Source organism: Microbacterium sp. Marseille-Q6965 (assembly GCF_946151065.1).
Lineage (GTDB): Bacteria > Actinomycetota > Actinomycetes > Actinomycetales > Microbacteriaceae > Microbacterium.
Genome location: NZ_CAMGZA010000004.1, coordinates 188852 through 210652, shown reverse-complemented (window position 1 = coordinate 210652; position 21801 = coordinate 188852). Strand labels below are relative to the sequence as shown.

Here is a 21801-nt window from a genome sequence, read left to right as displayed (position 1 = left end):
ACCCTGATCTCGTGTCGGATCTGGATCGCGTGCAGGTGTGGGCGGACGCCCTGATCCGCATGCATCTGGACGCGTCATGGACGTTCGCCTTCGACAACGCCAAGCGACGCGCCGGGCTGTGCGATTACACGCGCAAACGGATCTCGGTCTCGCGCTACCTCGCCGCGCGGTACGACGACGACACCAACCATCAGACGCTGCTGCACGAGGTGGCCCACGCCCTGGCGGGACCGGCGGCGGGGCACGGCCGGGAGTGGAAGAGGATCGCGCGCGGGCTGGGATACGTCGGCGGCACCACCCACAGCGGCGAGACCGCGACGGAACTGGCGCCCTGGGTGGGCGTGTGCCCGGCCGGCCACACGGCGTACCGACACCGCAAGCCCACGCGCCCGGCCTCGTGCGTGAAGTGCTCGCCCCGCTTCGACCGCCGCTACCTGTTCCGCTGGGAGCGTCGCGAGATCACCGCGGCCGCGCGTCGCGCCGCCCTCACGCCGCGCTGACCGTCGCCGATTCCCGGCGCCGGCGCGCTCAGAGCGAGCGCAGCTCCCCGTCGACGTAGCGCAGCGCAGCACCGACGTCGTCGACGCGGGCGGCGGCGAGCACGACGTCTCGCGCGCCGGCCGCCTCGAGGGCGAGGCCCGTGCCGCTGGCCGTCAGCAGGTGCTTCACGGCGCGGCGCAGGGCGCGGAACGACTCGGCGGCAACGGCGACATCCGGCGCGGAGTGGTCGATGCCGAGCGCAGACAGCGCATCGGCCACCGCGCCGGCCGCCAGCTGGTCCTCGACCGTGACCCGCCCGCCGTGACCGGCGGGGACGAGCGCGATGCTCGTGCGCGCCGACCGGCGGTTCTGCTCCTCGTACGCGGCGCGGGCGGTCGCGGCCGCGTTGCGCAGGCCGGCGAACAGCACGAGCGGCGCGGGCTGCACCGCTGCGGCGGCCGCCAGCACGGTGGCCCCGTCGTCCCCGGCGACCGCGAGCGCGCCCGGCGACTCCTCCCCTGCTGCCCCGAACGCGCCGTTCAGGGTGCCGAGCGCGTCCACCACGACGTACACGTCGGCCGGGGCCAGCCGCTCCACACCCTCGACGCCCCAGTCGAGCCGAACCTGATACCTGCCCTGGTCGAACGCGCTCACCCTCTCAGCGTAGAAGCACGGCGCCTCCGCGCCGAGACGAGCGACCCCGCGCGACACGCGGCGGTCCGGCGTGCTCCTCCCCGGCTCGGCGGAGCGGCCTCGAGCGTCGCACCCACCCGATCCGGCCCGCGCGGTACCCGCCGGCTGGCACACTGGCCGCATGCGGATCTTGCTCAAGCTCGTGCTCGACGGCGACGCCCACGCCGCGTGGCGCGCGCTGCACTCGCCGCACGCGCTCAGCGAGCTCTACGGCCCGTTGCTGTCCATCGAACCGCTCGCCGACCTGCCCACCCAGTGGGAGTCGGGCTCCGACGCTCCGATCCGCTACGCGGCCGGCCCGCTGCGCCTGGGAACCCACCTCATCACGATTACCGAACGCGCCACCGAGGACTCGCGCGGCACGGTGCGGGTACTGCGCGACTCGGGAATCCCGCTGACCGGCCCGCTCGCGGCCCTGGACGTGTGGGACCACCAGATGGCGGTCTCCCCCGCCCCGGACGACCCGTCGCGCACGCTGTGGCGAGAGCGCCTCGTCATCGGCGGCACCGTGGCCCCGCTGTACTGGCCCGCACTGTGGGCACTCTGGCAGTGGCGCGGCGCCCGCCTGAAGCGCCTCGCCCCCACCTGGGCCTACGACCCCGAACCGTCCGACGGCGACTGATCCGGGGCCGTACGCCGCCCGATCGGGGCGGCCGCGCTCACTCGGCGGCGAGCGCCTCGACCGGCGCGACGCGGGTGGCCAGGCGGGTCGGACCGACCGAGGCGACGAGCGTGAGCACGGCCGTCGCCGCGACGACGATCGCCATCGGCAGCCAGGGCACGGCCGGCGCCACGAGGAACCCGGCCGGGGCCCCCGGAGCGGACGCCACGGAGCCCAGCAGCGATTGCGCCCCCGCCCAGCCGTAGGCCACGCCGAGGGCGAGGCCGAGAACGAGCGACGCGATCGTGATGTGCGCCGCCTCCAGCAGCACCATGCGTCGCACCTGCGGATTCGACAGGCCCAGCGCCCGCAGCAACCCCAGCTCGGTGCGCCGCTGCACGACGCCGATCGTCAGCAGGTTGACGAGCCCGACCGCGGCGATCACGGCCGAGACGGCGACGAGGCCCATCATGACCCCCGCGAACATGTCCATCGCGGCGGCGAAGTCGTCGGCCATGGCGCCCCCGGAGTTCGCGATCATGACGGCCTTGGCGGTCTCGGACGCGACGGCGAACATCGTCACGAGGGTGACGCCGACGACCACTCCGATGGCCATGCGGCTCGATCGCTCGGGGTAGCGCAGCGCATTCTCCGCGGCCAGCCGAGCCGCCGCGGAGCCGCCGAAGGCGCGACCGACGAGGCGCAGCACGGGCGGCATGACGAGCGTCGCACCCAGCACGAGCCCGGTGAACGAGAGCAGCCCGCCGACGAACGAGACGAGGATGGCGAGGGGGGTGGCCAGGCCCAGCACGACGCCCACGGCGAGCAGCGCACCGCCCGCGATGAGCAGCACGAGCGCCGCCGTGTTGCGGCCCAGACCACCGCGCGCCCGCTCCGCGGTGCGCTCGACCGATCCGCCCAGCGCCTGCAGTGGCGTCACGGCGAGCACCCGTCGCGATCCGGCCCACGCCGCCGCCCATGTGGTGAGCGCCACGGCGAGGGCGGGCAGGGCCAGCCACGGCTGCAGCACCACATAGTCCGTCTCCGGCACGTCGAGCAGCGTCTCGGCCACGAGCACGCCCGCGACGGAAAGGAGCCCGCCCGCGGCCACGCCGAGCAGCGCGCCGATGATGCCCACGACCAGGCCCTGACCGGCGACCTCGGCGCGCTGCGAGCGAGCGGACGCGCCGATCAGGCGCATGAGCGCGATGCGACGCGTGCGGCCGGCCACGATCGTGGCGAAGGTGTTCGACGTCACGATGGCACCCACGTACATCGCGATGATCATGAAGATCACGCTGAGGATGCCGACCATGACGACGAGCGTGCCGCTATCGGGGAAGGTGTCGGTCATCAGCGCCGCGAGGTACCCGGTGGTGGCGAGCAGGATGGCACCGAACGCCGCCGACAGCGCCGAGACGAGCACGCTCGCCCCCATGCCCCGCTCGGCGAGGAAGGCGAGGGATCGCCGGCGCGCGGGCGCGAGGGCGGCCGGCTCGGCTGCGACCGCGCTCATGCCGCCACCCCCGCCCCGGCCGGCGCCTCGGCCGACAGCATGTGGGCCGAGATCTGCTCGGGTGTCTGTCGCGGCTTGTCGGCCACGATCCGCCCGTCTCCGAGGAAGATGACGCGGTCGGCGTGCGCGGCCGCGATGGGGTCGTGCGTCACCATCGCGATCGACTGGCCGTGCTCACGGCTCGCCGTGGCGAGCAGGGCGAGCACCTCGCGGCTCGTGCGCGAGTCGAGCGCACCGGTGGGCTCGTCGGCGAAGACGAGGTCGGGCGCCGTGGCCAGCGCGCGGGCGATCGCCACGCGCTGCTGCTGCCCGCCGCTGAGCTCGTGCGGGCGGTGGGCGAGTCGCGGTCCGAGACCGAGGGACTCGATCAGTCCCTCGATCCGCGCGCGCTCGGTCGTCGTGGGTCGGCGCCCGTCCAGATCGAACGGCAGCAGGATGTTGCCGCGCACGTCGAGCGTCGGCACGAGGTTGAACGACTGGAACACGAACCCCACCCGGCGCCGGCGCAGGATCGTCAGCTCGACATCGCGCATGCCCGTGATCTCGGTGTCGCCGATCCAGGCGCGCCCACCGGTGGGGGCGTCCAGTCCCGCCATGATGTGCATGAGGGTGGACTTGCCCGAACCGCTCGGGCCCATGATGGCCGTGAACTGGCCACGGCGGATGCCGACGCTCACGTCATCGAGCGCGCGCACGGCGCCGTCGCCCGATCCGAAGGTCTTCGACAGGTGCGTCACTCGGGCCGCAAGGCCCAGCTCGCTGGTGCTGATCTCCATGTCCTCGACGCTACGGACGCCACCCCGTCGCGGTCATCGCCCGTGAGGCTCATCCGCGTACATCGCGAGGATGATCCGCGGCCGTGGCGATCAGACGAGGCCGTGCTCGAAGGCGAAGACCACGAGCTGCACGCGGTCGCGCAGCGCGAGCTTCGTCAGGATGCGGCTGACGTGCGTCTTCACGGTCGACTCGCTGAGGTACTCTCGCGCGGCGATCTCGCCGTTGCTGAGCCCGCGCGCGGCGAGCGCGAAGATCTCCTTCTCGCGGTCGGTGAGCTCGTCGTACACGGCCGGGACGGGGCGGGCCGGCTCGGCGAAGTGCGCGAAGAGCGCGCGCGTCGCGGACGCCGCGATCACCTCGGAACCGGCGTGCACCGAGCGGATCGCGGCGAGCAGGAACTCGGGGTCGGCGTCCTTCAGCAGGAAGCCGCTCGCCCCCTGCCGGATCGCGCGGGCGGCCGCCTCGTCGAGGTCGAAGGTGGTGAGCATCACGATCCGCGGCGCGTTCGGGTCCTGCAGCAGCTCGGCGGTGGCGCTGAGGCCGTCCATGACCGGCATCCGCACGTCCATGAGCACGACGTCGGGGCGGGTGCGGCGCACGACCTCGACGCCCTCGCGCCCGTCGCCGGCCTCCCCGACGACCTCCAGGTCGGGCTGCGAGGTGAGCAGCATGCGCACGCCGGCGCGGAACAGGGCCTGGTCGTCGACGAGGACGACCCGGATAGGACGCTCCCGCCGCGCATCGGCGGGTGCCCCGTCGGCGATCCCCTGACTCATGCGCTTCCTCCGATCGGCAGCTCGCCCGCCACCACGAACGTACTGCCCTGCGCGCCGGCGTCCACGCGACCGCCCACCAGCTGAGCGCGCTCGCGGATGCCGATGAGCCCGTGGCCCGGCGTGCCGTCGGCGCGATCGGGAGCGACCGGCGCGATGCCGTTCGTGACGCGGAAGGCGACGCGGTCCGGCCACCACGACAGCCGCACGTCCACGCCGGCCCGGTCCCCGTGGCGGAGCGCATTCGTCAGCGCCTCCTGCAGGATGCGGTACACCGCCAGCTGCACCGATGCGGGCACGTCGGCGGGCGGAGCGGGGTCGATGTCGACCCCGATCTCGATGCCCGCGGCACGCACCTGGGCGAACAGCTGCTCGAGGTCGGCAAGCGTCGGCTGCGGGCCCTCGGCCTCGCGATGGCGCAGCTGGGTGAGCAGCATGCGCACGTCTGACAGCGCGGCCCGGGCGGTCTGACTGATCGTGCGCAGCGCCTCGGCGGCGACGGCCGGATCGGAGGCGGCCGCGTACCGTGCCCCGTCGGCCTGGGCGACCACGACGGCGAGGGAGTGCGCCACGACATCGTGCATGTCGCGGGCGATACGGCCGCGCTCCTGCTCCGACGCAGCCTCGAGCTCTGCCCGACGCTGCGCCTCGCGGTTCTCGCGCGCCCGGATGCTGGCGCGCACGAGCGCGCCGGCGGTCCACGACAGCAGCAGCGAGAACAGCGCTGCCGCGAGGATCGAGCCGCTCATCACCGCGGCCGCGAGCGGGCTCGTGAAGGCGTTGGGGCCGCCGAAGGCGCCGGGCATGAACAGCAGGTACCCCGTGATGGTGATCGCGCCCGCGATGGCCGAGGCGAAGCCCGTCCACATCACGAATCGCGAGCCGTAGGCAGCGGTCACGTACAGGACGCCGAAGATCGCGAGGTTGCTGGGCAGCGGCGAGAGCAGCGAGGCCATCTGCACGATGGCGCCGACCCAGGCGATCGCGAGCGCCAGGGCGGGCGAGAGCCGGCGGACGGCGAGCGCTCCCGACATGAACAGGCTCGTGACGACCGCGAGGATCCACGGCCGCTCCGGCGCGAGGGTGACGAACCCGAAAAGCAGGAAGAACCCCGCGGCCAACACCACGTCGACCACGATCTGGCCGGTGGTGAGGGGGCGGAGGAGCTGACGGATCACGACGGTCCACGCTAGGCCAGCGCGGGCCCGCACACATCATCCCCGCGATGTATCCCGGGTGGCGACGCTCCTGGCCGCCCACGGTGCGGGACGGGCCGCGCGCGGAATTACGCTGGAGCGGTGACCCCGCTGCATGACACCTCCATCCGCTCGTTCGCCTCCGACAATTACTCCGGGGTCCACCCCGAGGTGCTGGCCGCGATCGCGGCCGCGAACGACGGACACCAGGTGGCGTACGGCGACGACGCGTACACCGCGCGGCTGCAGGAGGTGCTCGCGGGGCACTTCGGCGAGCGCGTGGAGGCCTTCCCGGTGTTCAACGGCACGGGCGCGAACGTCGTGGGGCTGCAGGCGATGCTGCCGCGCTGGGGCGCGGTGGTCGCCCCCGTCTCCGCCCACATCAACACCGACGAGGGGGGGGCGCCCGAGCGCGTCGGCGGCATCAAGATCCTCGGTGTGCCCACCGCGGACGGCAAGCTCACCCCCGAGCTGCTCGACCGCGAGGCGTGGGGTTGGGGCGACGAGCACCGCGCACAGCCCCTGGTCGTCTCGCTCACGCAGTCCACGGAGTTCGGCACCCTCTACACACCCGAGGAGGTGCGTGCGGTCGCCGAGCACGCGCACGCGCTCGGCATGCGGGTGCACATGGACGGCTCGCGGATCAGCAACGCCGCGGCCGCGCTGGGCACGCCGCTGCGGGCATTCACGACCGACGCCGGCGTGGACGTGTTGAGCCTGGGCGGAACGAAGAACGGAGCGCTGGGCGCGGAGGCCGTCGTCGTGATCGAGCCGAGCGCCGCCGAGGGCGTGAAGTTCGTGCGCAAGTTCGACATGCAGCTCGCGTCGAAGATGCGCTTCCTCTCGGCCCAGCTGATCGCGCTGTTCGAGGGCGACCTCTACCTGCGCAACGCCCGCCACGCCAACGCGATGGCGGCCCGCCTGAGCTCCCTCGTCGAGGCGGGCATCGCGGACGGCTCGATCCGCGGCACGCGGCTGACCCAGCCCACCGTGGTCAACGGCGTCTTCGTGTCGCTGCCCGACGGGGTGGCCGACCGGCTGCGCGCCCACTTCCGCTTCTACGACTGGGACGCCACCAAGAACGAGGTGCGCTGGATGTGCAGCTTCGACACGCAGGAGTCCGACGTCGACGCGCTCGTGGCGGCGTTGCAGGCCGAGACCGCCGGGCTCTGACGCCCCGCGGCCGGCGTCACGGCAGGGCGCCGACGCTCGCGAGCGCCATCCGCACGAGCGCCCCGCGGCCACCCTCCATCTCGGCGGCGACGGCATCGGACGCCGCCTCCTCCGGCGACATCCACGTCACCTCGAGGGCGTCCTGGCGCGGCTCGCAGGTGCCCGTGACGGGCACGACGAACGCGAGCGAGACGGCGTGCTGGCGGTCGTCGTGGAACGGGCTCACGCCGGGCATCGGGAAGTACTCGGCCACGGTGAACGGCACCGGGGACGGCGGCAGCAGCGGGAACGCCATGGGGCCGAGGTCGTTCTCCAGGTGACGGAAGAGGGCGTCCCGCACCGACTCGCCGTACCGCACGCGCCCCGAGACGATGGTCCGCAGGATCTCACCCATCGGCGAGGCGCGCAGCAGGATGCCCACCTGCGTCACCTGCCCGGTGCCGTCCGTGCGCACGGGAACACCCTCGACGTACAGGATCGGCAGGCGGCGGCGGATCTCCGCCAGCTCCACGTCGCTCAGCCATCCCGGGTTCTTTGCGGAGTCCGGCATGCCTGGCAGCCGGATCGCACCCGTGTCGAGGTTGATCGGTCCCGAGGGCGTCGGGTCCTCGGGCAGGTCGTCGGGGTCGGGGGTGCGTACCGGCATGTGTCCTGTATACCCGCCCGATGTGCCGCGCGCGCTCCCCACGGCCGGGTGTGGACGGATCGGCACCGCATCGGCAGCGGGCACGGCGGCCGATCGAGACGTCACGCCGCGGCCCGCAGGGACCCGGCCCGCGGGAAGATGGAGGCATGATCCCCGCCCTCGATGACGCGGCCGTGCTGTGGTCGGGCGAGCGCGACGGCCGGCCGTTGCTCGTCCTGCTGCACGGATACGGCTCGGACGAACGCGACCTGTTCGCGCTGGCGCGGCAACTGCCCGACGGGTTCGCCTTCGCCTCCGTGCGCGCGCCGACCGAGCCGCCGTGGCCGACGCCGGGGTACGCCTGGTATGCGCTGGAGGGCGAGGGCGCGCGCGACCCCGAGGTCGTCACGCAGGCGGCCGCGCGGGTGATCGAGTGGATCGATCGCACGGGACACGACGGCCCTGTCGGACTGTTCGGGTTCTCACAGGGTGCCTCCGTCGCGCTGCAGGCGATGCGGCTGACCCCCCAGCGCTTCGCGTTCGCCGTCAACCTCGCCGGTTATGTCGCCCCCGGGGCACTGGCCGGCGACGCCGTGCTGGCGCGGACGCGACCGCCGGTGTTCTGGGGCCGGGGCACGGCCGACGCCGTCATCCCGGAGGCGCTCGTCGTCCACACCACCGACTGGCTGCCCGGCCACGCCGACCTCGTGGGCCGGACCTACCCCGGGCTCACCCACGCCGTCTCCGAGCAGGAGCTGGGCGACGTGCGGGTGTTCCTCGAGAAGCGGCTGCGCGCGCTGGCGGATCAGGGCTGAACCGGGCGCCGCGGGCGCGGCGCGTCCTGCCCCTCGGCCGCGGGCTCGTCGTCCCCCGTCGGCGGGAGGGCGGCCGCCCCCGCGGAGCTCCGGCGGCGACGCCAGGCGATCAACGTGAGCACGGCGAGGCCGAGGATCAGCAGAGCGATGCCCGCGGCGAGCGGGAGCGTCGCGTCCGCCCCCGACGCGGACAGCGCGGACTCCGCGCCCGGCTCCCTGAGCTCGAAGGGATCGGAGTGCACCGCGGCCCCCGACGCGCCGATCGCCTGCAGCGTGTGCGTTCCCGGCGGCGCGTCGGACGGGATCGGCAGGATTCCCGACACCGTGCCGTCCGCGGCGGCCGTGAGGACCTCGGCGAGCGCGATCGGGTCGGAATGCAGGACGAACCGCACCTGCTCGCCGGGCTGGAAGCCGCCGAACTCCGCCAGCATCCGCCCACCGGGCACCAGCTCCGATCCGGGTGCGGCCGTCACCCTGCCCCACAGCGCGGGCGCCGCATCCTCCCCCGGCTCGTCACCGGGTTCTCCGCCCGGGTGTTCCGCCCCCGGCTGTCCGTCGTCCGGCAGCTCGCCGCCCGGTTCCTCACCCGGGTCGCCGCCCGGCTGCTCGCCCGGCTCGGTGGGCACGGGCACGGTGCGGAAGGTGCGCACCGGCGAATACTCGACGCCGCCGTGCGGCCCCTCCGCGATCACGTACCAGCCGTGCTCGCCCTCCGCGAGGCCGGCCCAGGGGACCACCGCCTGCTCACCGGACGGGGCGCCGGTCACCGCGCCGATCTCCGACGCCGTGAGGATCTCGGCGCGGAACGAGTCGGTGGCGAGGGTCTTGGCCCGCGGTTCGATCCCCACCGCCGCGTACGGGATCTCGAACTCCTGCATTCCGGGAGGGTCGTTGAGGGACGCGTCGTCGGAATCGAAGTCGTCGAGCGACGGCGAATAGGTGCGGAAGACGATGCGACCGCCGTCGTTGTCGAAGTGCGCCAGACGCAGGTAGCCCTGCCCACCCTCCGGCAGCCCCTGGTAGTCGAACAGCATCGAGTACACGGTGCGGTCCGCAGCGCCGTCTCCGTCGTCGTCGATCTCGTCCGTGCGCGTGTAGGCATCGTGGTAGTGGCCCGAGCTCACCGCGAACACGTTGGGGTTGGTCTTCACCACCTCGTCGAACACCCGCTGCGGGAACGGCCCGAGTCCGCCCGTCGTCAGCATGTACTCGTGCAGGTTCAGCCAGACCTTGCGCTCGGGGTACTGACGGATGACCTCGTTCATCCAGGCGATGTCCTCGGTGTTCGCCGCCTCGTCGTTGGGCGTCGGCCAGCCCATGTAGAGGAACAGGAAGTCCACCCCGCCCACCGAGACCAGGTCGTAGTGGCCGCGGTTGTCCTTGTACGAGCCGCCGTACCAGGGGTTCCCGGAGAAACGGGCCTCGCCGAAGAACTGCGAGTACTGCGCGTAATCCGCATCGAACCCGCCGACGTCGTGGTTGCCCGCCAGCACGCCGTACGGCAGGCCGGCCTCGTCGAGCATGCGGTAGGCGGCGTCGGCGTTGGCCCACTGGTGCGGCTGGGTGTGCACGTTGACGATGTCGCCGTTGTGGATGAGGTACTGCAGGTTGAGGTTCTCGCGCTGCTCGAGCAGGAACTCGTGGATCGCGAGCTGGTGCGGGTAGTACCCCTCCGTCTCGTTGTAGTACTGCGTGTCCGATTCGATCGCGACGGTGAAGTCGTACTCGGATCGAGGGGTGGCCTCGGCGTGGAACGGCTCGACCGGGCTCTCCCGCGCCGACAGGTCGGTCGCCGCGAAGCCGTCGGAGTGCTGCACGAGGAAGGTCAGCTCGCCGTCCACCACGTGTCCGTCGACGGGCACGAGGGCATCGAGGGTGAACTCGATGGGCGCACCGTCGGTCGTGCGCACCTCGTCGACGGTCTCCCACGCGCCGTCGACGGTGCGCGCGTACAGGATCACCTTGGCCTCGGCGTTGGCGCTGCCGCGCCAATCGACCCGCACGAGCGATCCGGCCGCGGCACCCTGCGGCACGGCGACGGTGAACAGCTGGTACGGCAGCGCTGTCTCGCTCGTCGTCTCGACGCGGACTCCGTCCGTTCCCAGCAGCTTGGCGAGGTCCTCGGCTCCCAGCGCGACGCCGGCGCTCCGGTCGGCGGTTCCCGAATCGGTCACGGTGCCCGCGCTCACCGACACCTCGGCGTCGCCCGGAGCGTAGCTGTATCCCTCGCGGAAGCTCAGGTCGAGCACGTCCTGCTCGGGCGAGTTCGGCGTCGCGCGCAGGTCTGCGCGGTCGCCCGCGATGATCTGGCCGTCCGACGGCCCGTCCAGCACGATCCCCGGCTGCTCGTCGGCGGTCTCGAACGAGACGGCGTGCGTGGCGACGTTTCCCACCTCGTCGGTGGCCGTGAACTCCGCCGTGTGGGCCCCGGGCTCGAGGGCGAGCGAGCTGGTCGCCAGCGGCAACGAGACGGGCGCGCCGTCGAGGGTCGCGGTCAGCGATGCGACCCCCGACCCGGCGTCGGCGGCCGTCGCGTCCACCGCGAAGTGGCCGCGGTAGCGCTGCCCCTCCACGAGGGTGCTGGAGACCGTCGGCGCGGTGTTGTCGACGTGCACGGTGCGCTCGGCGGCCGCCTCGCCGTCGGTCGCGGTGATGACATGGGGCCCGTCGCCGACGGTCGTGGTGTTCCACGCCACGGAGACGGAGTTGAACGCGTCGTCGGGGATGGCGAAGGTGGCCAGGAACGAGACGAGGTTCGCATCCGAGAACCCGATGCGCGCGTCGGGCGCCGGGCACTCCACGAAGGCCGGCGCGGTCACCTCGCCCGCCTGCTCCTTCGTCGTCGCGCAGTACTCCGGTCGCAGCACGCGGCCGTCCGGAAGGGCGAGGCGCAGGTTCATGGCGGTGAAGTCGTCGTTGTTCTCGTTGACGTCCGCCTCGGGCCATGCCTTCGTGCCCGCGGTGATCGACAGCGTCAGCTCGTGGCCGCGCACGACCGCGTCCACCGGCACGGTCGCGTCCACCGTCACGACCCGCGAGTAGTAGCCCTCGTCGAAGATGCGCAGCACCTCGTCTCCCAGCTTCACGCCGTTGCGGAAGAACGCGTCGGTGTTCGTCGCCTCGAACGCGAACACGGGCCCCGTCTCGAGTGAGGCGACCGGATCGGCGGCGGGAGCGCCGTCGATCGCGAGCACGACACCCGGGCCGCCCGCGTCGCTCGTCGCCGAGACGCGCGTGTCGCCCCCGACGTGCTGACCATCGGCGAGGTTGATGCGCACCGGGTCGCCGTCGCCCTCGGTGAGGTCCACCCGCACCGGCCCGAGGGTGCTCTCCTGCCAGCCGTCGCTCGCAACGATCGTGTACTCGATCCATCGCTTGCCGAAGAGATCGGCCGTGGGCACCGAGTAGGAGAAGCGGTTGGCGGCGTCGAAGCGCAGGCTCCGCGTCTCCGTGGCGCCCAGGTTGTCGGTGAGCCTCAGCGTGACGGTGCGCACGAGCACGTCGTCGGTCACGTCGAAGCCCAGGTCGAGGTCCGGGGTGTCGGGCACGTCCGAGCCGCCGGTGAGGTCGGTGATGACGGGCGCGGTGCCCGCGGGCGGCGCCGCGACGTACGCCGTGGGCACCTGATCGGCCGTCACGGCACCGGGCGTCGGTGTGGCCAGGCGCATCATTGTCTGCGCCGTGCCCTCCCGGTTCTGCGGCGCCCACAGCGCGTCGCCGGAGGGGTTCCACCCGTACTGGATCGCGGTGTCGGCCGTCGTCTGGTCGTTCGTGAAGTAATAGGCGCGGCTGATGTCGTGACCGGTGTTCGTGAGCACCTGGATGCCGCGCGATCCGCCGTTGGCCATGCCGCCGTTGAACATCTCCACGATGTCCTCGCCCAGCACGAGGTCAGCGTCGAACGCGGCGTTGAAGTCGGCCACGGTGAGCCCGGCGGCCACCACCGCCGGGTTCTTCACCCAGAGCACGAGCGTGCCGCCCGCCTCGATGACGACATCGCTCGGCTGCGCCGGCCAGAGCGTGGAGCTCGTCGTCACCGGCTCGGTGAGCGCGTTGTCGGTGTACAGATACGCGAGGGTGTAGTCGCCGAAGTCGACGGGGGCGTCGGACGCGTTGTAGACCTCGACGAACTCATAGGCGTCGGCACCGTCGACGTTGGCGGTGTCCGGAGCGACCTCGGTGATCTGCAGGAGGGGCGCGCGCAGGTTCGGATCGGCGGGGAGCGGCTGCGGCGCCGGATCGGGCTCCACCGGCTCGGGCTCCGGCGCGGAGCGCACCAGCTGCGAGGGCAGGATCTGGCCGGGAGTCGGCGCGCCGGCGACGGGGTCGGTGAGCACGTTTCCGCTGGACGGCACCGTGAAGTGATCGGCGTTGCCCCGGTTCGTGCTGGAGCGGTTGTAGTCGGACCCCGAGACGAGCGTCGTTCCGTCGGCCTCGTAGAGGCGCAGCGTGCGCGGGCCGGAGTTCGCGAAGCCGCCCTGACCGGTGGCGTGGAAGAGCGGGTACGACGACGCGGCGTCGCCGTAGTGCGCCCGGAAGTCGGCCTCCGTGAGCTGCCACTGCGAGACCGCGGTCTCGCCCGTGCCCACGGCGTAGCGCAGCCAGAAGACGGCGCGGCCGTCGGCGGGGATCACCGCATCGGCCAGCGGCGTGTCGGTTCCCGGCTCGACGGCCTGGATGAACGCGCCGCCGTTGTACTGCAGCTGGTAGTCGGCGAGATCGATGGCCTCGGCGGTCGTGTTCGTCACCTCGAAGAACTCGAAGTAGTCCTGATCGCCCGGCGTGCCGGCGTTGTCCTGCATCACCTCGGTGATCACCAGCGGCGGAAGCGGCTCCTCGGCGGCGGCGGCCGGCGTGGCCACCCCGACGCCGGTGACGGCGATCGCGGCGGCGGCGAGGGAGGCGAGGGCGGCACGCGGGCGGCGATGTACGCGGGTGGTCACGGTAGGCGAGCGAACCGAGTCGCGGTGTCGCGCTGCCGCACGCGGCATGAACACCACGTGAATCGCGGGTGTCCGGTCCCGTCGCGCCCGTTCCCGGCGCGATGTCGGAGATCGACGGCAGGATGGGAGGGGTGGACGTGCTCGAGAGATTCGGCGAGGCGACGCGGGAGTGGTTCCGCGGCGCCTTCCCTGCGCCGACGGACGCGCAGCGTGGCGCGTGGGAGGCGATCTCTGGCGGCCGGCATGCGCTCGTCGTCGCCCCGACGGGCTCGGGAAAGACGCTCTCGGCGTTCCTCTGGGCGATCGACCGCGTCTTCCGCGAGCCGGCGCCGGAGCAGCGCTCGTCGCGGATCCTCTATGTGTCGCCCCTGAAGGCGCTCGGCGTGGACGTGGAGCGCAACCTGCGCTCGCCGCTCGTGGGCATCTCGCAGGCCGCCCGGCGGCTCGGCATCCCCGCCCCCGAGGTGTCGGTGGGGGTGCGCTCGGGTGACACGCCCTCGTCGGAGCGACAGAAGCTCGTGCGCAACCCTCCCGACATCCTCATCACGACGCCCGAGTCGCTCTACCTCATGCTCACCAGCCAGGCGCGCGAGACCCTGCGCGGCGTGCACACGGTGATCGTCGACGAGGTGCACGCGGTCGCCGCGACGAAGCGGGGGGCGCACCTGGCGGTCTCGCTCGAGCGGCTCGACGACCTGCTCGACGCCCCCGCCCAGCGGATCGGCCTGTCGGCCACCGTGCGCCCCATCGACGAGGTGGCGCGCTTCCTCGGCGGGTCGGCGCCGGTCGACATCGTCGCGCCGCGCGCGTCGAAGACCTTCGACCTGCAGGTGACCGTGCCGGTCGACGACATGCAGAACCCGCCACCGGCGGCGGGCGCCGCACCGGGGCCGGAGGATGGCGAGGACGAGTGGTTCCGCCCACCCGAGTCGACGGAGATCACCGGCTCCATCTGGCCGCACGTCGAGGAAGCGATCGTCGACCGCATCCTGCAGCACCGTTCCACGATCGTCTTCGCCAACTCGCGCCGGCTCGCCGAGCGCCTCACCGGCCGACTGAACGAGATCTACGCGGAACGGGTGGGGATCGATGTCCCCGCGCCCACCGTGCCGGCGGCCATGATGGCGCAGGCGGGGGCGACGGCCGGGGTCGAGCCGATCCTCGCCAAGGCCCATCACGGCTCGGTGTCGAAGGAGCAGCGGGCGCAGGTGGAGGAGGAGCTGAAGTCGGGGGCGCTGCGGTGCGTGGTGGCGACCAGCAGCCTCGAGCTGGGCATCGACATGGGAGCGGTCGACCTGGTCATCCAGGTGGAGGCGCCGCCCAGCGCGGCCAGCGGGCTGCAGCGCGTGGGCCGCGCTGGGCACCGGGTGGGCGAGATCAGCCGCGCCGCACTGTTCCCCAAGCACCGCGCCGACGTGCTGCACACGGCGATCGTGACCGAACGGATGTTGTCGGGCCGGATCGAGGCGATCTCCATCCCGCAGAATCCGCTCGACATCCTCGCCCAGCAGACCGTCGCCGCCACGGCGCTCGGCACCATCGAAGTGGAGGCGTGGTTCGAGACGGTGCGCCGGTCGGCACCGTTCCGCACGCTGCCCCGCGGTGCGTTCGAGGCCACCCTCGACCTGCTGGCGGGCCGCTACCCCTCCGACGAGTTCGCCGAGCTGCGCCCGCGGCTCGTGTGGGATCGTGACGCGGGCACCATCGAGGGCAGGCCCGGCGCGCAGCGGCTCGCCGTGACCAGCGGCGGCACGATCCCGGACCGCGGCCTGTTCGGCGTGTTCGTGGCGGGCGAGTCGACCGGCGCCCGTGTCGGGGAGCTCGACGAGGAGATGGTCTACGAGTCACGCGTCAACGACGTCTTCACGCTCGGAACCACGAGCTGGCGGATCGTCGAGATCACGCACGACCGCGTCAACGTCGTGCCGGCCTTCGGGCAGCCCGGCAAGGTGCCGTTCTGGCACGGCGACGGCCTGGGGCGCCCGGCCGAGCTCGGCGAGGCGCTCGGCGCGATGGCCCGCGAGCTGGCCGGTTCGCCCCGTGACAAGGCCGTGGAGCGCCTGCGGCAGGCGGGGCTCGACGAGCGGGCGATCGAGAATCTCCTCGCCTACCTGTCGGAGCAGAAGGAGGCGACGGGATCGCTCCCCACGGATCGCACGCTCACCGTCGAGCGCGGTCGCGACGAGGTGGGCGACTGGCGGATCATCCTGCACTCCCCCTACGGCATGCACGTGCACGCCCCCTGGGCCCTGGCCGTGAACGCGCGCATCCGCGAGCGCCTCGGCGTGGAGGGCTCGGCCGTCGCGAGCGACGACGGGATCATCGCGCGGATCCCCGATGCCGAATCGGAGCCCCCGGGCGCCGAGCTGTTCGTCTTCGACCCCGAGGAGCTGGAGCAGATCGTCACCGACGAGGTCGGGGGATCGGCGCTGTTCGCCTCGCGCTTCCGGGAGTGTGCGGCGCGCGCGCTGCTGATGCCGCGCACCAATCCGAACCGCCGCACGCCGCTGTGGCAACAGCGCCAACGCTCGGCCCAGCTGCTCGAGGTCGCGCGCCGCCACCCGACGTTCCCGATCATCCTCGAGACACTGCGCGAGGTGCTGCAGGACGTGTACGACCTGCCCGCTCTCACGCGGCTGGCGCGCGGCATCCAGGAACGACGGATCCGCCTCGTCGAGACCGAGACGCCCCAACCGTCGCCGTACGCGCGCGACCTGCTGTTCGGTTACGTCGGCGCGTTCATGTACGAGGGCGACTCGCCGTTGGCCGAGCGGCGAGCGGCCGCGCTGTCGGTCGATCCCGCGCTGCTCAGCGAGCTGCTCGGGCGGGTGGAGATGCGGGAGCTGCTCGACCCGGAGGTGATCGCGCAGTACGAGGCCGAGCAGCAGCGCCTCGCCCCCGACCGGCGCGCCCGCGGCGCGGAGGGCGTCGCCGACCTCCTGCGCGTGCTCGGCCCGCTCTCGGTCGACGAGGTGGCCGCGCGGCTCGACGCGCACGACACCGGCGCCGGCGACGAGCGAATCATCGGGGGCGGGGTCACGGCGACGGCGGCCGCGGCCGCGGCGAAGCACCTTGCCGCCCTCGTCGATGCGCGCCGGGCCATCCCCGTCTCGGTCGCCGGCACCCCGCGGTTCGCGGCGATCGAGGACGCCGGCCGCCTGCGCGACGCCCTCGGTGTGGCGCTGCCGGTCGGCGTGCCGGTCGCGTTCCTCGAGCCGGTCGCCGACCCGCTCGGCGACCTCGTCTCGCGCTATGCCCGCACGCACGGCCCGTTCACCACCGAGGCGGTCGCCACCCGCCTCGGCATCGGCGCCGCCGTCGCCCGCCACACCCTGCAGCGACTCGAGCAGCAGGGCCGCCTGTCCAGCGGGTTCTTCCTGCCGGAGGGCCGGGGCGCGCTCGACGAGACCGAATGGTGCGACGTCGAGGGCCTGCGGCGCATCCGCATGCGCTCCCTCGCCGCGCTGCGCGGCAGCGTCGAGCCGGTCGCGCCCGAGGCGTACGCCCGCTTCCTGCCCGATTGGCAACACCTCACCCGTCCGCTGGAGGGAATCGACGGGGTGCTCGCCACCGTCGAGCAGTTGGCCGGCGTGCCGATCCCCGCCAGCGCGTGGGAGTCCCTCGTGCTGCCGTCGCGGGTGCGCGATTACGCGCCGGCGATGCTCGACGAGCTGACCGCCACGGGCGAGGTGGTGTGGTCGGGGCACGGCGCGCTGCCCGGGCGCGACGGCTGGATCGCGCTGCATCCCTCCGACGCGGCAGCCGTGACGCTGCCCGAGCCCGAAGGCGAGGTCGACCCGGATTCCCTGGAGGGTCGCATCCTCGGCATCCTCGCGTTCGGCGGGGCGTACTTCGCGCCCCAACTGGCCGAGATGGCGCGGGCACGCATGCCCGAGGCCGACGCCGCCATGGTGTCGGAGACGGCCGTGGTCGACGCGCTGTGGAGCCTCGTATGGGCCGGCCGCGTGACGAACGACACGTTCGCGCCGCTCCGCACACTGCTCGGGGGCGGCACGCAGGCGCATCGCGCGCAGCGCAAGGCCCCGCGTAGCCGGCTGTACCGCGGCGCCGCCGCGCGCCCGCAGGCGCCGCGCCCCCTCGTCGGCGGGCGCTGGTCGCTGCTGCCCACCGCGGAGGGCGACCCGACCGTGCGCGCCGCCGCCACCGCCTCGATCCTGCTCGACCGGCACGGCGTCGTCACGCGCGGCGCGGTACAGAACGAGGGCGTGCCGGGCGGCTTCGCCCAGGCCTACCGCACGCTCGCGGGCCTGGAGCAGGCGGGCCACTGCCGCCGCGGCTATCTCATCGAGAAGCTCGGTGCGGCGCAGTTCGCCACCTCCCCCACCATCGACCGCTTGCGCACCTTCGCCGGGCTTCCCGACCCCGCCCCGCTGCGTGCGGTCACCCTCGCCGCGACGGACCCCGCCAACCCGTATGGCGCCGCGTTGCCGTGGCCGGCGCTGGACGGCGTGCGGCATCGGCCGGGGCGCAAGGCCGGCGGCCTCGTGGTGCTCGTCGACGGTGCCCTCGTGCTCTATCTCGAGCGCGGCGGCCGCACCGCACTGGTCTTCTCGGATGACGAGGAGACGATCGCGGCCGCGTGCGCCGACCTCGCCGCCACGGCTCGCGCGCGCCGCCTCGAGACGCTGACGGTCGAGCAGGCCAACGGCGAGTTCGTCTACACGGCCCCCCTCGGTCGCGCGCTGCGCGCCGCCGGCTTCGTCGAGTCGCCCCGCGGTCTCACCCTCCGGCGCGGCCGCTGATGTCCGCGGGGACGGAGCGTCGTGCCTGAGGGCGATACCGTGCATCGCGCGGCCCGGCGGATGCACGCGGCTCTCGCGGGCCGCCAGGTCACGCGATTCGACATCCGCGTCCCGGCGTCGGCCACCGCCGATCTGCGCGGAAGCACGGTGCGCGAGGTCGCGGCGCGCGGCAAGCACCTGCTGCATCGGATCGGCGACTTCACGCTTCACTCGCACCTGAGGATGGAGGGCGAGTGGTGGCTGCTGCGCGAGGGCCAGCACTGGCCACGCCCCGCCTTCCGCGCCCGCGCCGTCCTCGGCGTTCCCGGCACCGTGGCCGTCGGCTTCGACCTCGCGATGGTCGAGGTCGTGCCGACGCGCGACGAGCATCGACTCGTCGGCCATCTCGGTCCCGACCCCCTCGGCGCGGACTGGGACCCCGCCGAGGCCGCGCGGCGGATGGCGGCGGACGTGCGGGCCGTCCACGTCGCGTTGCAGGACCAGCGGAACGTCGCCGGATTCGGCAACGAGTACGCCAGCGAACTGCTGTTCCTGCGCGGCGTGCACCCCGAGACCCCGGCCGACCGCGTCGACGTGGCCGCACTGCTCGACCTCGGCGCGCGCACGATCCGCCGCAACGTGGAGCTGCCGGTGCGCAACTTCACGGGCGTCGCGCGGCGCGGCCAGGAGCGCTGGGTGTACGGGCGCGAGCAGCGCCCCTGCCGCCGCTGCGGCACGCCGATCCGGCGAGGGGCGCTCGGCGCGGCACCGACGAGCGAACGCGTCGTGTACTGGTGCCCGGTGTGTCAGCCGGCGGGGTGAACCGTCAGTGCCCGATGTAGCGGCCCGGGCGGTGGTTCAGCGCCAGCACGAGGTTGAGCACGACCGCGCCGACCGCCGAGAGCACCACCATGCGCCAGTCGACGACGAGGAACGACGCCACCACGATCAGGACGTCCACGATCATCTGCGTCCATCCGGCGCGGAATCCGGTGCGATCCTGCACGAGGATCGCGACGATGTTCACGCCGCCGACGCTGGCGCCGTGCCGGAAGAGGATGAGCAGGCCTACCCCCACGAGCAGGTTTCCTCCGAGCACGGCATACACCGGCTGCGGCGCCGAAACGGGCATCCACCCGACGTTGACGGCCGACAGCGCCGCCACTGCGCCCACGCAGATCGCCGTCAGCACCGTGAAGCGCACGCCCTTCTTCCACAGGGCGAGCACGACGAACGGCGCGTTCACGAGCGTGAAGATGAGCCAGAAGGGGATCTCGGAGGACTGGTCGATGAGCAGCGCGAGGCCGGCCGTGCCTCCCGTCACCGCGCCCACAGCCTTCAGCAGGTGCAGGCCCAGGGCCACGACGAAGGTGCCGGTCACGATGCCGAGCACGTCCTCCGCCACGCTGTGGCGGGTCTGCTCCCACTCGAAGACGACCTGCTTCTGCGGGGGCACGGATGATGCGGTCACCCGTCAACGATAGAAGGCGCGCCCCCGGCCCGCGCGAGGGGAGCGCGCGCCACGCACAGCGCATGTTTAGGAAGCTCCCCGCTCGGGAATAGCCCGGGGAGGCATGGTGTTGTGGGGTAAGGCGGCCACAACCGCTGGCCGCGGAGGGACATCGTGGGCAAGAACTACGTCGACATCGAGAACGACCGCGGAGAGACGCTGCGCTACCGCAAGCACATCAACGGCCGGGGACTCGTCGCGCATGGGGCCAAGGTGCACCCGGATGCGCGGGTCGAGTCGGGGGCGTACATCGAACCGGGCGCCCGGATCGCGGCGGGCGCGCACATCGCCAAAGGCGCGTGGGTCGAGCCCGGAGCTCAGGTCGGCCCCGGCGCCATCATCGACGCCAACGCGCAGATCGGACCGAACGCCGTCATCGGTTCGCACGCTCACATCGGCGTGCGCTCGCACATCGGGGCGGAGGCGCTCATCCCCGACGGCGCGATCATCCGCGACGACGAGTCCATCGCCGACGGCGCGCGGGTGAAGACCGACCGCCGCGGCTTCCTACTCGCCGCCTGAGCGGGCGGAGCACCTCGCGCAGCCAGCGCATACGGTGAGGAGGGGCGGGGCCGACGGGCCGCGCCCCTCCTTCGTCGTCGCGGCGCGCTCTCAGGAGTCGACGGGCGCGAGCCCCACGAACTTCATGCGGTCCTCGCCGTAGAAGCACGTCTGCAACGCGATCTCGCCGCCGAGGCCGACGAGATCGGCGGTGCTCGACCAGATCTTCGACGTGTAGCGGATGTCGACGACCTCGTAGGTCTCGTCGCGCCCCTCGATGCGGACCCGTTGGCCCTCGTCCCAGGTCAGCACCACATCGCCGCCGCAGCTGTTGTGCGCGGCGGCCGTCTCGGGCACGCCCTCGCGCTCGTAGGAGGTCATGACGGTGAAGGTGCCGTCGCAGCGGTCGAGCTCGCTGATGCCGCCGACCGCGCCGATGCGCACGGTGGGCAGTTCGTCGAACACCTGCTCGCGCACATCGTCGACCGCGTCCGTGACGCGGGTCTTGAGCTCGCCGTATGCGCGTTCCGTCTGCTGCGGCATCGTGACATACGCGCCGATCATCACGGCACCCGCGGCGATGAGCACGACGCCGAGCGTCGTGATGACCCTGCCGCGTCGCCGCGTCCTGCCTTCGCCGTGCGCCATGCCGCGTGCCTCCCTCGCGTGACAGAGGGTATCAAGCGCCGGTGACGCGCACGCGAGTCAGCGCGACGACCGGGCGGTGCGCCCGCGGGTGATTCCGACGAAGGTCTGGATGTCGTCGGCATCGCGATCGCGCAGCCAGGCGAGGGCGACGGTGCTCTGGGGCCCCCCGAGCAGCGGGCGGTGATCCACGTCGCGGCGGTGGTGCAGTCGCGCGAGCGAGAGGGGCACGACGACCACCCCCACCCCGGCCGCGGCGATCGCGATCGCCTCCTCCGTCGTCGCGGGCGCCTCGAAGCGCGGCGTCGCCGTGGGCAGCGCCAGGGAACCGAGCACGTCGTCGCCGGGAGTGAGGAGGATCTCGCCCTCCAGGTCGGCCGCCACCAGTTCCTCCGCCGCCATCAGGGAGGAGTCGCGGCTCGCGACGACGACCGGCGTCTCGTCATACAGACGGATGGCGTGCACCGTGTCGGCGTCGCCGGCCAGGGGCAGGCGCACGAGGGCGGCGTCGACGCGGCCCTCGTCGAGCGCGGTCCGCTGCTCGGAGACGGCGATCGGGACCAGCTCGAGGGGCATGTGCGGCATGCGTGCGCGCCACCGCTCCACCCACTTGCCCGGCATCGCCCCCGGGATGATCCCGAGGCGGAAGGCGCGGGCGACGCGCGGGGCGGGCTCGGACGGCGCGCCGGGATGCCGGGTGCGGGCGTCGCGCGCGGCAGCCGGCCTGGCGCCGCGGCGTCCCGCGCCGCCGTCGCGGCGTCCCGCGCCCGCCCTGCCCCTCGCCATACGGCAAGGCTACCGACTCGCCGCC

Annotated in this window: 17 protein-coding genes; 7 read left to right on the top strand and 10 right to left on the bottom strand. The window is 73.1% G+C overall.

What is annotated here, in order from left to right; genetic code table 11:
- Positions 1-11 precede the first annotated feature (11 nt).
- Positions 12-500, top strand: coding sequence for a SprT-like domain-containing protein (locus N8N77_RS11650; protein ID WP_261167033.1), 489 nt, complete (start codon positions 12-14; stop codon positions 498-500).
- A 28-nt stretch (positions 501-528) separates the two neighbouring features.
- Here N8N77_RS11650 and N8N77_RS11645 read toward each other — a convergent pair whose 3' ends face one another.
- Positions 529-1134: a 2-phosphosulfolactate phosphatase gene (locus N8N77_RS11645; RefSeq protein WP_261167032.1), complete on the bottom strand. Its 606-nt coding sequence runs from the start codon at positions 1132-1134 to the stop codon at positions 529-531.
- 160 nt (positions 1135-1294) lie between these two features.
- Here N8N77_RS11645 and N8N77_RS11640 point away from each other — a divergent pair, with 160 nt between their 5' ends.
- On the top strand, positions 1295-1795 hold the full coding sequence (locus N8N77_RS11640; RefSeq protein ID WP_261167031.1) for a hypothetical protein: 501 nt from the start codon (positions 1295-1297) through the stop codon (positions 1793-1795).
- A 37-nt stretch (positions 1796-1832) separates the two neighbouring features.
- Here N8N77_RS11640 and N8N77_RS11635 read toward each other — a convergent pair whose 3' ends face one another.
- From N8N77_RS11635 to N8N77_RS11620, 4 genes are all read right to left on the bottom strand, one after another.
- Positions 1833-3290, bottom strand: a complete 1458-nt coding sequence (locus N8N77_RS11635) for an FtsX-like permease family protein (RefSeq protein ID WP_261167030.1) — start codon at positions 3288-3290, stop codon at positions 1833-1835.
- A complete protein-coding gene (locus N8N77_RS11630) occupies positions 3287-4066 on the bottom strand; it encodes an ABC transporter ATP-binding protein (RefSeq protein ID WP_261167029.1) in 780 nt (259 codons plus the stop codon). The genes N8N77_RS11635 and N8N77_RS11630 overlap by 4 nt, the downstream gene beginning before the upstream one ends.
- A 90-nt stretch (positions 4067-4156) precedes the next feature.
- Positions 4157-4843: a response regulator transcription factor gene (locus N8N77_RS11625; RefSeq protein WP_261167028.1), complete on the bottom strand. Its 687-nt coding sequence runs from the start codon at positions 4841-4843 to the stop codon at positions 4157-4159.
- On the bottom strand, positions 4840-6018 hold the full coding sequence (locus N8N77_RS11620) for a sensor histidine kinase (protein ID WP_261167027.1): 1179 nt from the start codon (positions 6016-6018) through the stop codon (positions 4840-4842). Before N8N77_RS11620 ends, N8N77_RS11625 begins: the two co-directional genes overlap by 4 nt.
- Before the next feature lie 120 nt (positions 6019-6138).
- On the opposite strand from N8N77_RS11620, the gene N8N77_RS11615 reads away from it, so the two are divergent.
- Positions 6139-7209 carry a low specificity L-threonine aldolase gene (locus N8N77_RS11615; RefSeq protein WP_261167026.1) on the top strand — a complete coding sequence of 357 codons (1071 nt, stop codon included), beginning with the start codon at positions 6139-6141 and terminating at the stop codon, positions 7207-7209.
- Between the two features lie 16 nt (positions 7210-7225).
- Here N8N77_RS11615 and N8N77_RS11610 read toward each other — a convergent pair whose 3' ends face one another.
- On the bottom strand, positions 7226-7855 hold the full coding sequence (locus N8N77_RS11610; protein ID WP_261167025.1) for an NUDIX hydrolase family protein: 630 nt from the start codon (positions 7853-7855) through the stop codon (positions 7226-7228).
- A gap of 146 nt (positions 7856-8001) precedes the next feature.
- On the opposite strand from N8N77_RS11610, the gene N8N77_RS11605 reads away from it, so the two are divergent.
- Entirely contained in the window at positions 8002-8649 is a 648-nt protein-coding gene (locus tag N8N77_RS11605; RefSeq protein ID WP_261167024.1) for an alpha/beta hydrolase, read from the top strand.
- Here the strand turns inward: N8N77_RS11605 and N8N77_RS11600 are convergent.
- Complete coding sequence (locus N8N77_RS11600; RefSeq protein ID WP_261167023.1) at positions 8640-13592, bottom strand: lamin tail domain-containing protein; 4953 nt, start codon at positions 13590-13592, stop codon at positions 8640-8642. The two genes, N8N77_RS11605 and N8N77_RS11600, sit on opposite strands and share 10 nt — an antisense overlap.
- Positions 13593-13693: 101 nt before the next feature.
- On the opposite strand from N8N77_RS11600, the gene N8N77_RS11595 reads away from it, so the two are divergent.
- Together N8N77_RS11595 and N8N77_RS11590 are read left to right on the top strand one after the other, a co-directional pair.
- The gene (locus N8N77_RS11595) at positions 13694-18355 is read left to right on the top strand and encodes an ATP-dependent helicase (RefSeq protein ID WP_396652837.1); all 4662 of its coding nucleotides are present in this window, start codon (positions 13694-13696) and stop codon (positions 18353-18355) included.
- A 21-nt stretch (positions 18356-18376) separates the two neighbouring features.
- A complete protein-coding gene (locus tag N8N77_RS11590) occupies positions 18377-19156 on the top strand; it encodes a DNA-formamidopyrimidine glycosylase family protein (protein WP_261167022.1) in 780 nt (259 codons plus the stop codon).
- Between the two features lie 4 nt (positions 19157-19160).
- Here the strand turns inward: N8N77_RS11590 and N8N77_RS11585 are convergent, their stop codons facing one another.
- Positions 19161-19805 (bottom strand): YitT family protein, encoded by a 645-nt coding sequence (locus tag N8N77_RS11585; RefSeq protein ID WP_261167021.1) that lies wholly within the window; start codon positions 19803-19805, stop codon positions 19161-19163.
- Between the two features lie 153 nt (positions 19806-19958).
- Between N8N77_RS11585 and N8N77_RS11580 the strand changes: the two genes are divergently transcribed.
- Positions 19959-20366: a transferase gene (locus tag N8N77_RS11580; RefSeq protein ID WP_261167020.1), complete on the top strand. Its 408-nt coding sequence runs from the start codon at positions 19959-19961 to the stop codon at positions 20364-20366.
- A 90-nt stretch (positions 20367-20456) separates the two neighbouring features.
- Here the strand turns inward: N8N77_RS11580 and N8N77_RS11575 are convergent, their stop codons facing one another.
- On the bottom strand, positions 20457-20993 hold the full coding sequence (locus N8N77_RS11575) for a hypothetical protein (RefSeq protein WP_261167019.1): 537 nt from the start codon (positions 20991-20993) through the stop codon (positions 20457-20459).
- 57 nt (positions 20994-21050) lie between these two features.
- On the bottom strand, positions 21051-21776 hold the full coding sequence (locus N8N77_RS11570; protein WP_261167018.1) for a substrate-binding domain-containing protein: 726 nt from the start codon (positions 21774-21776) through the stop codon (positions 21051-21053).
- Between the last annotated feature and the right edge of the window lie 25 nt (positions 21777-21801).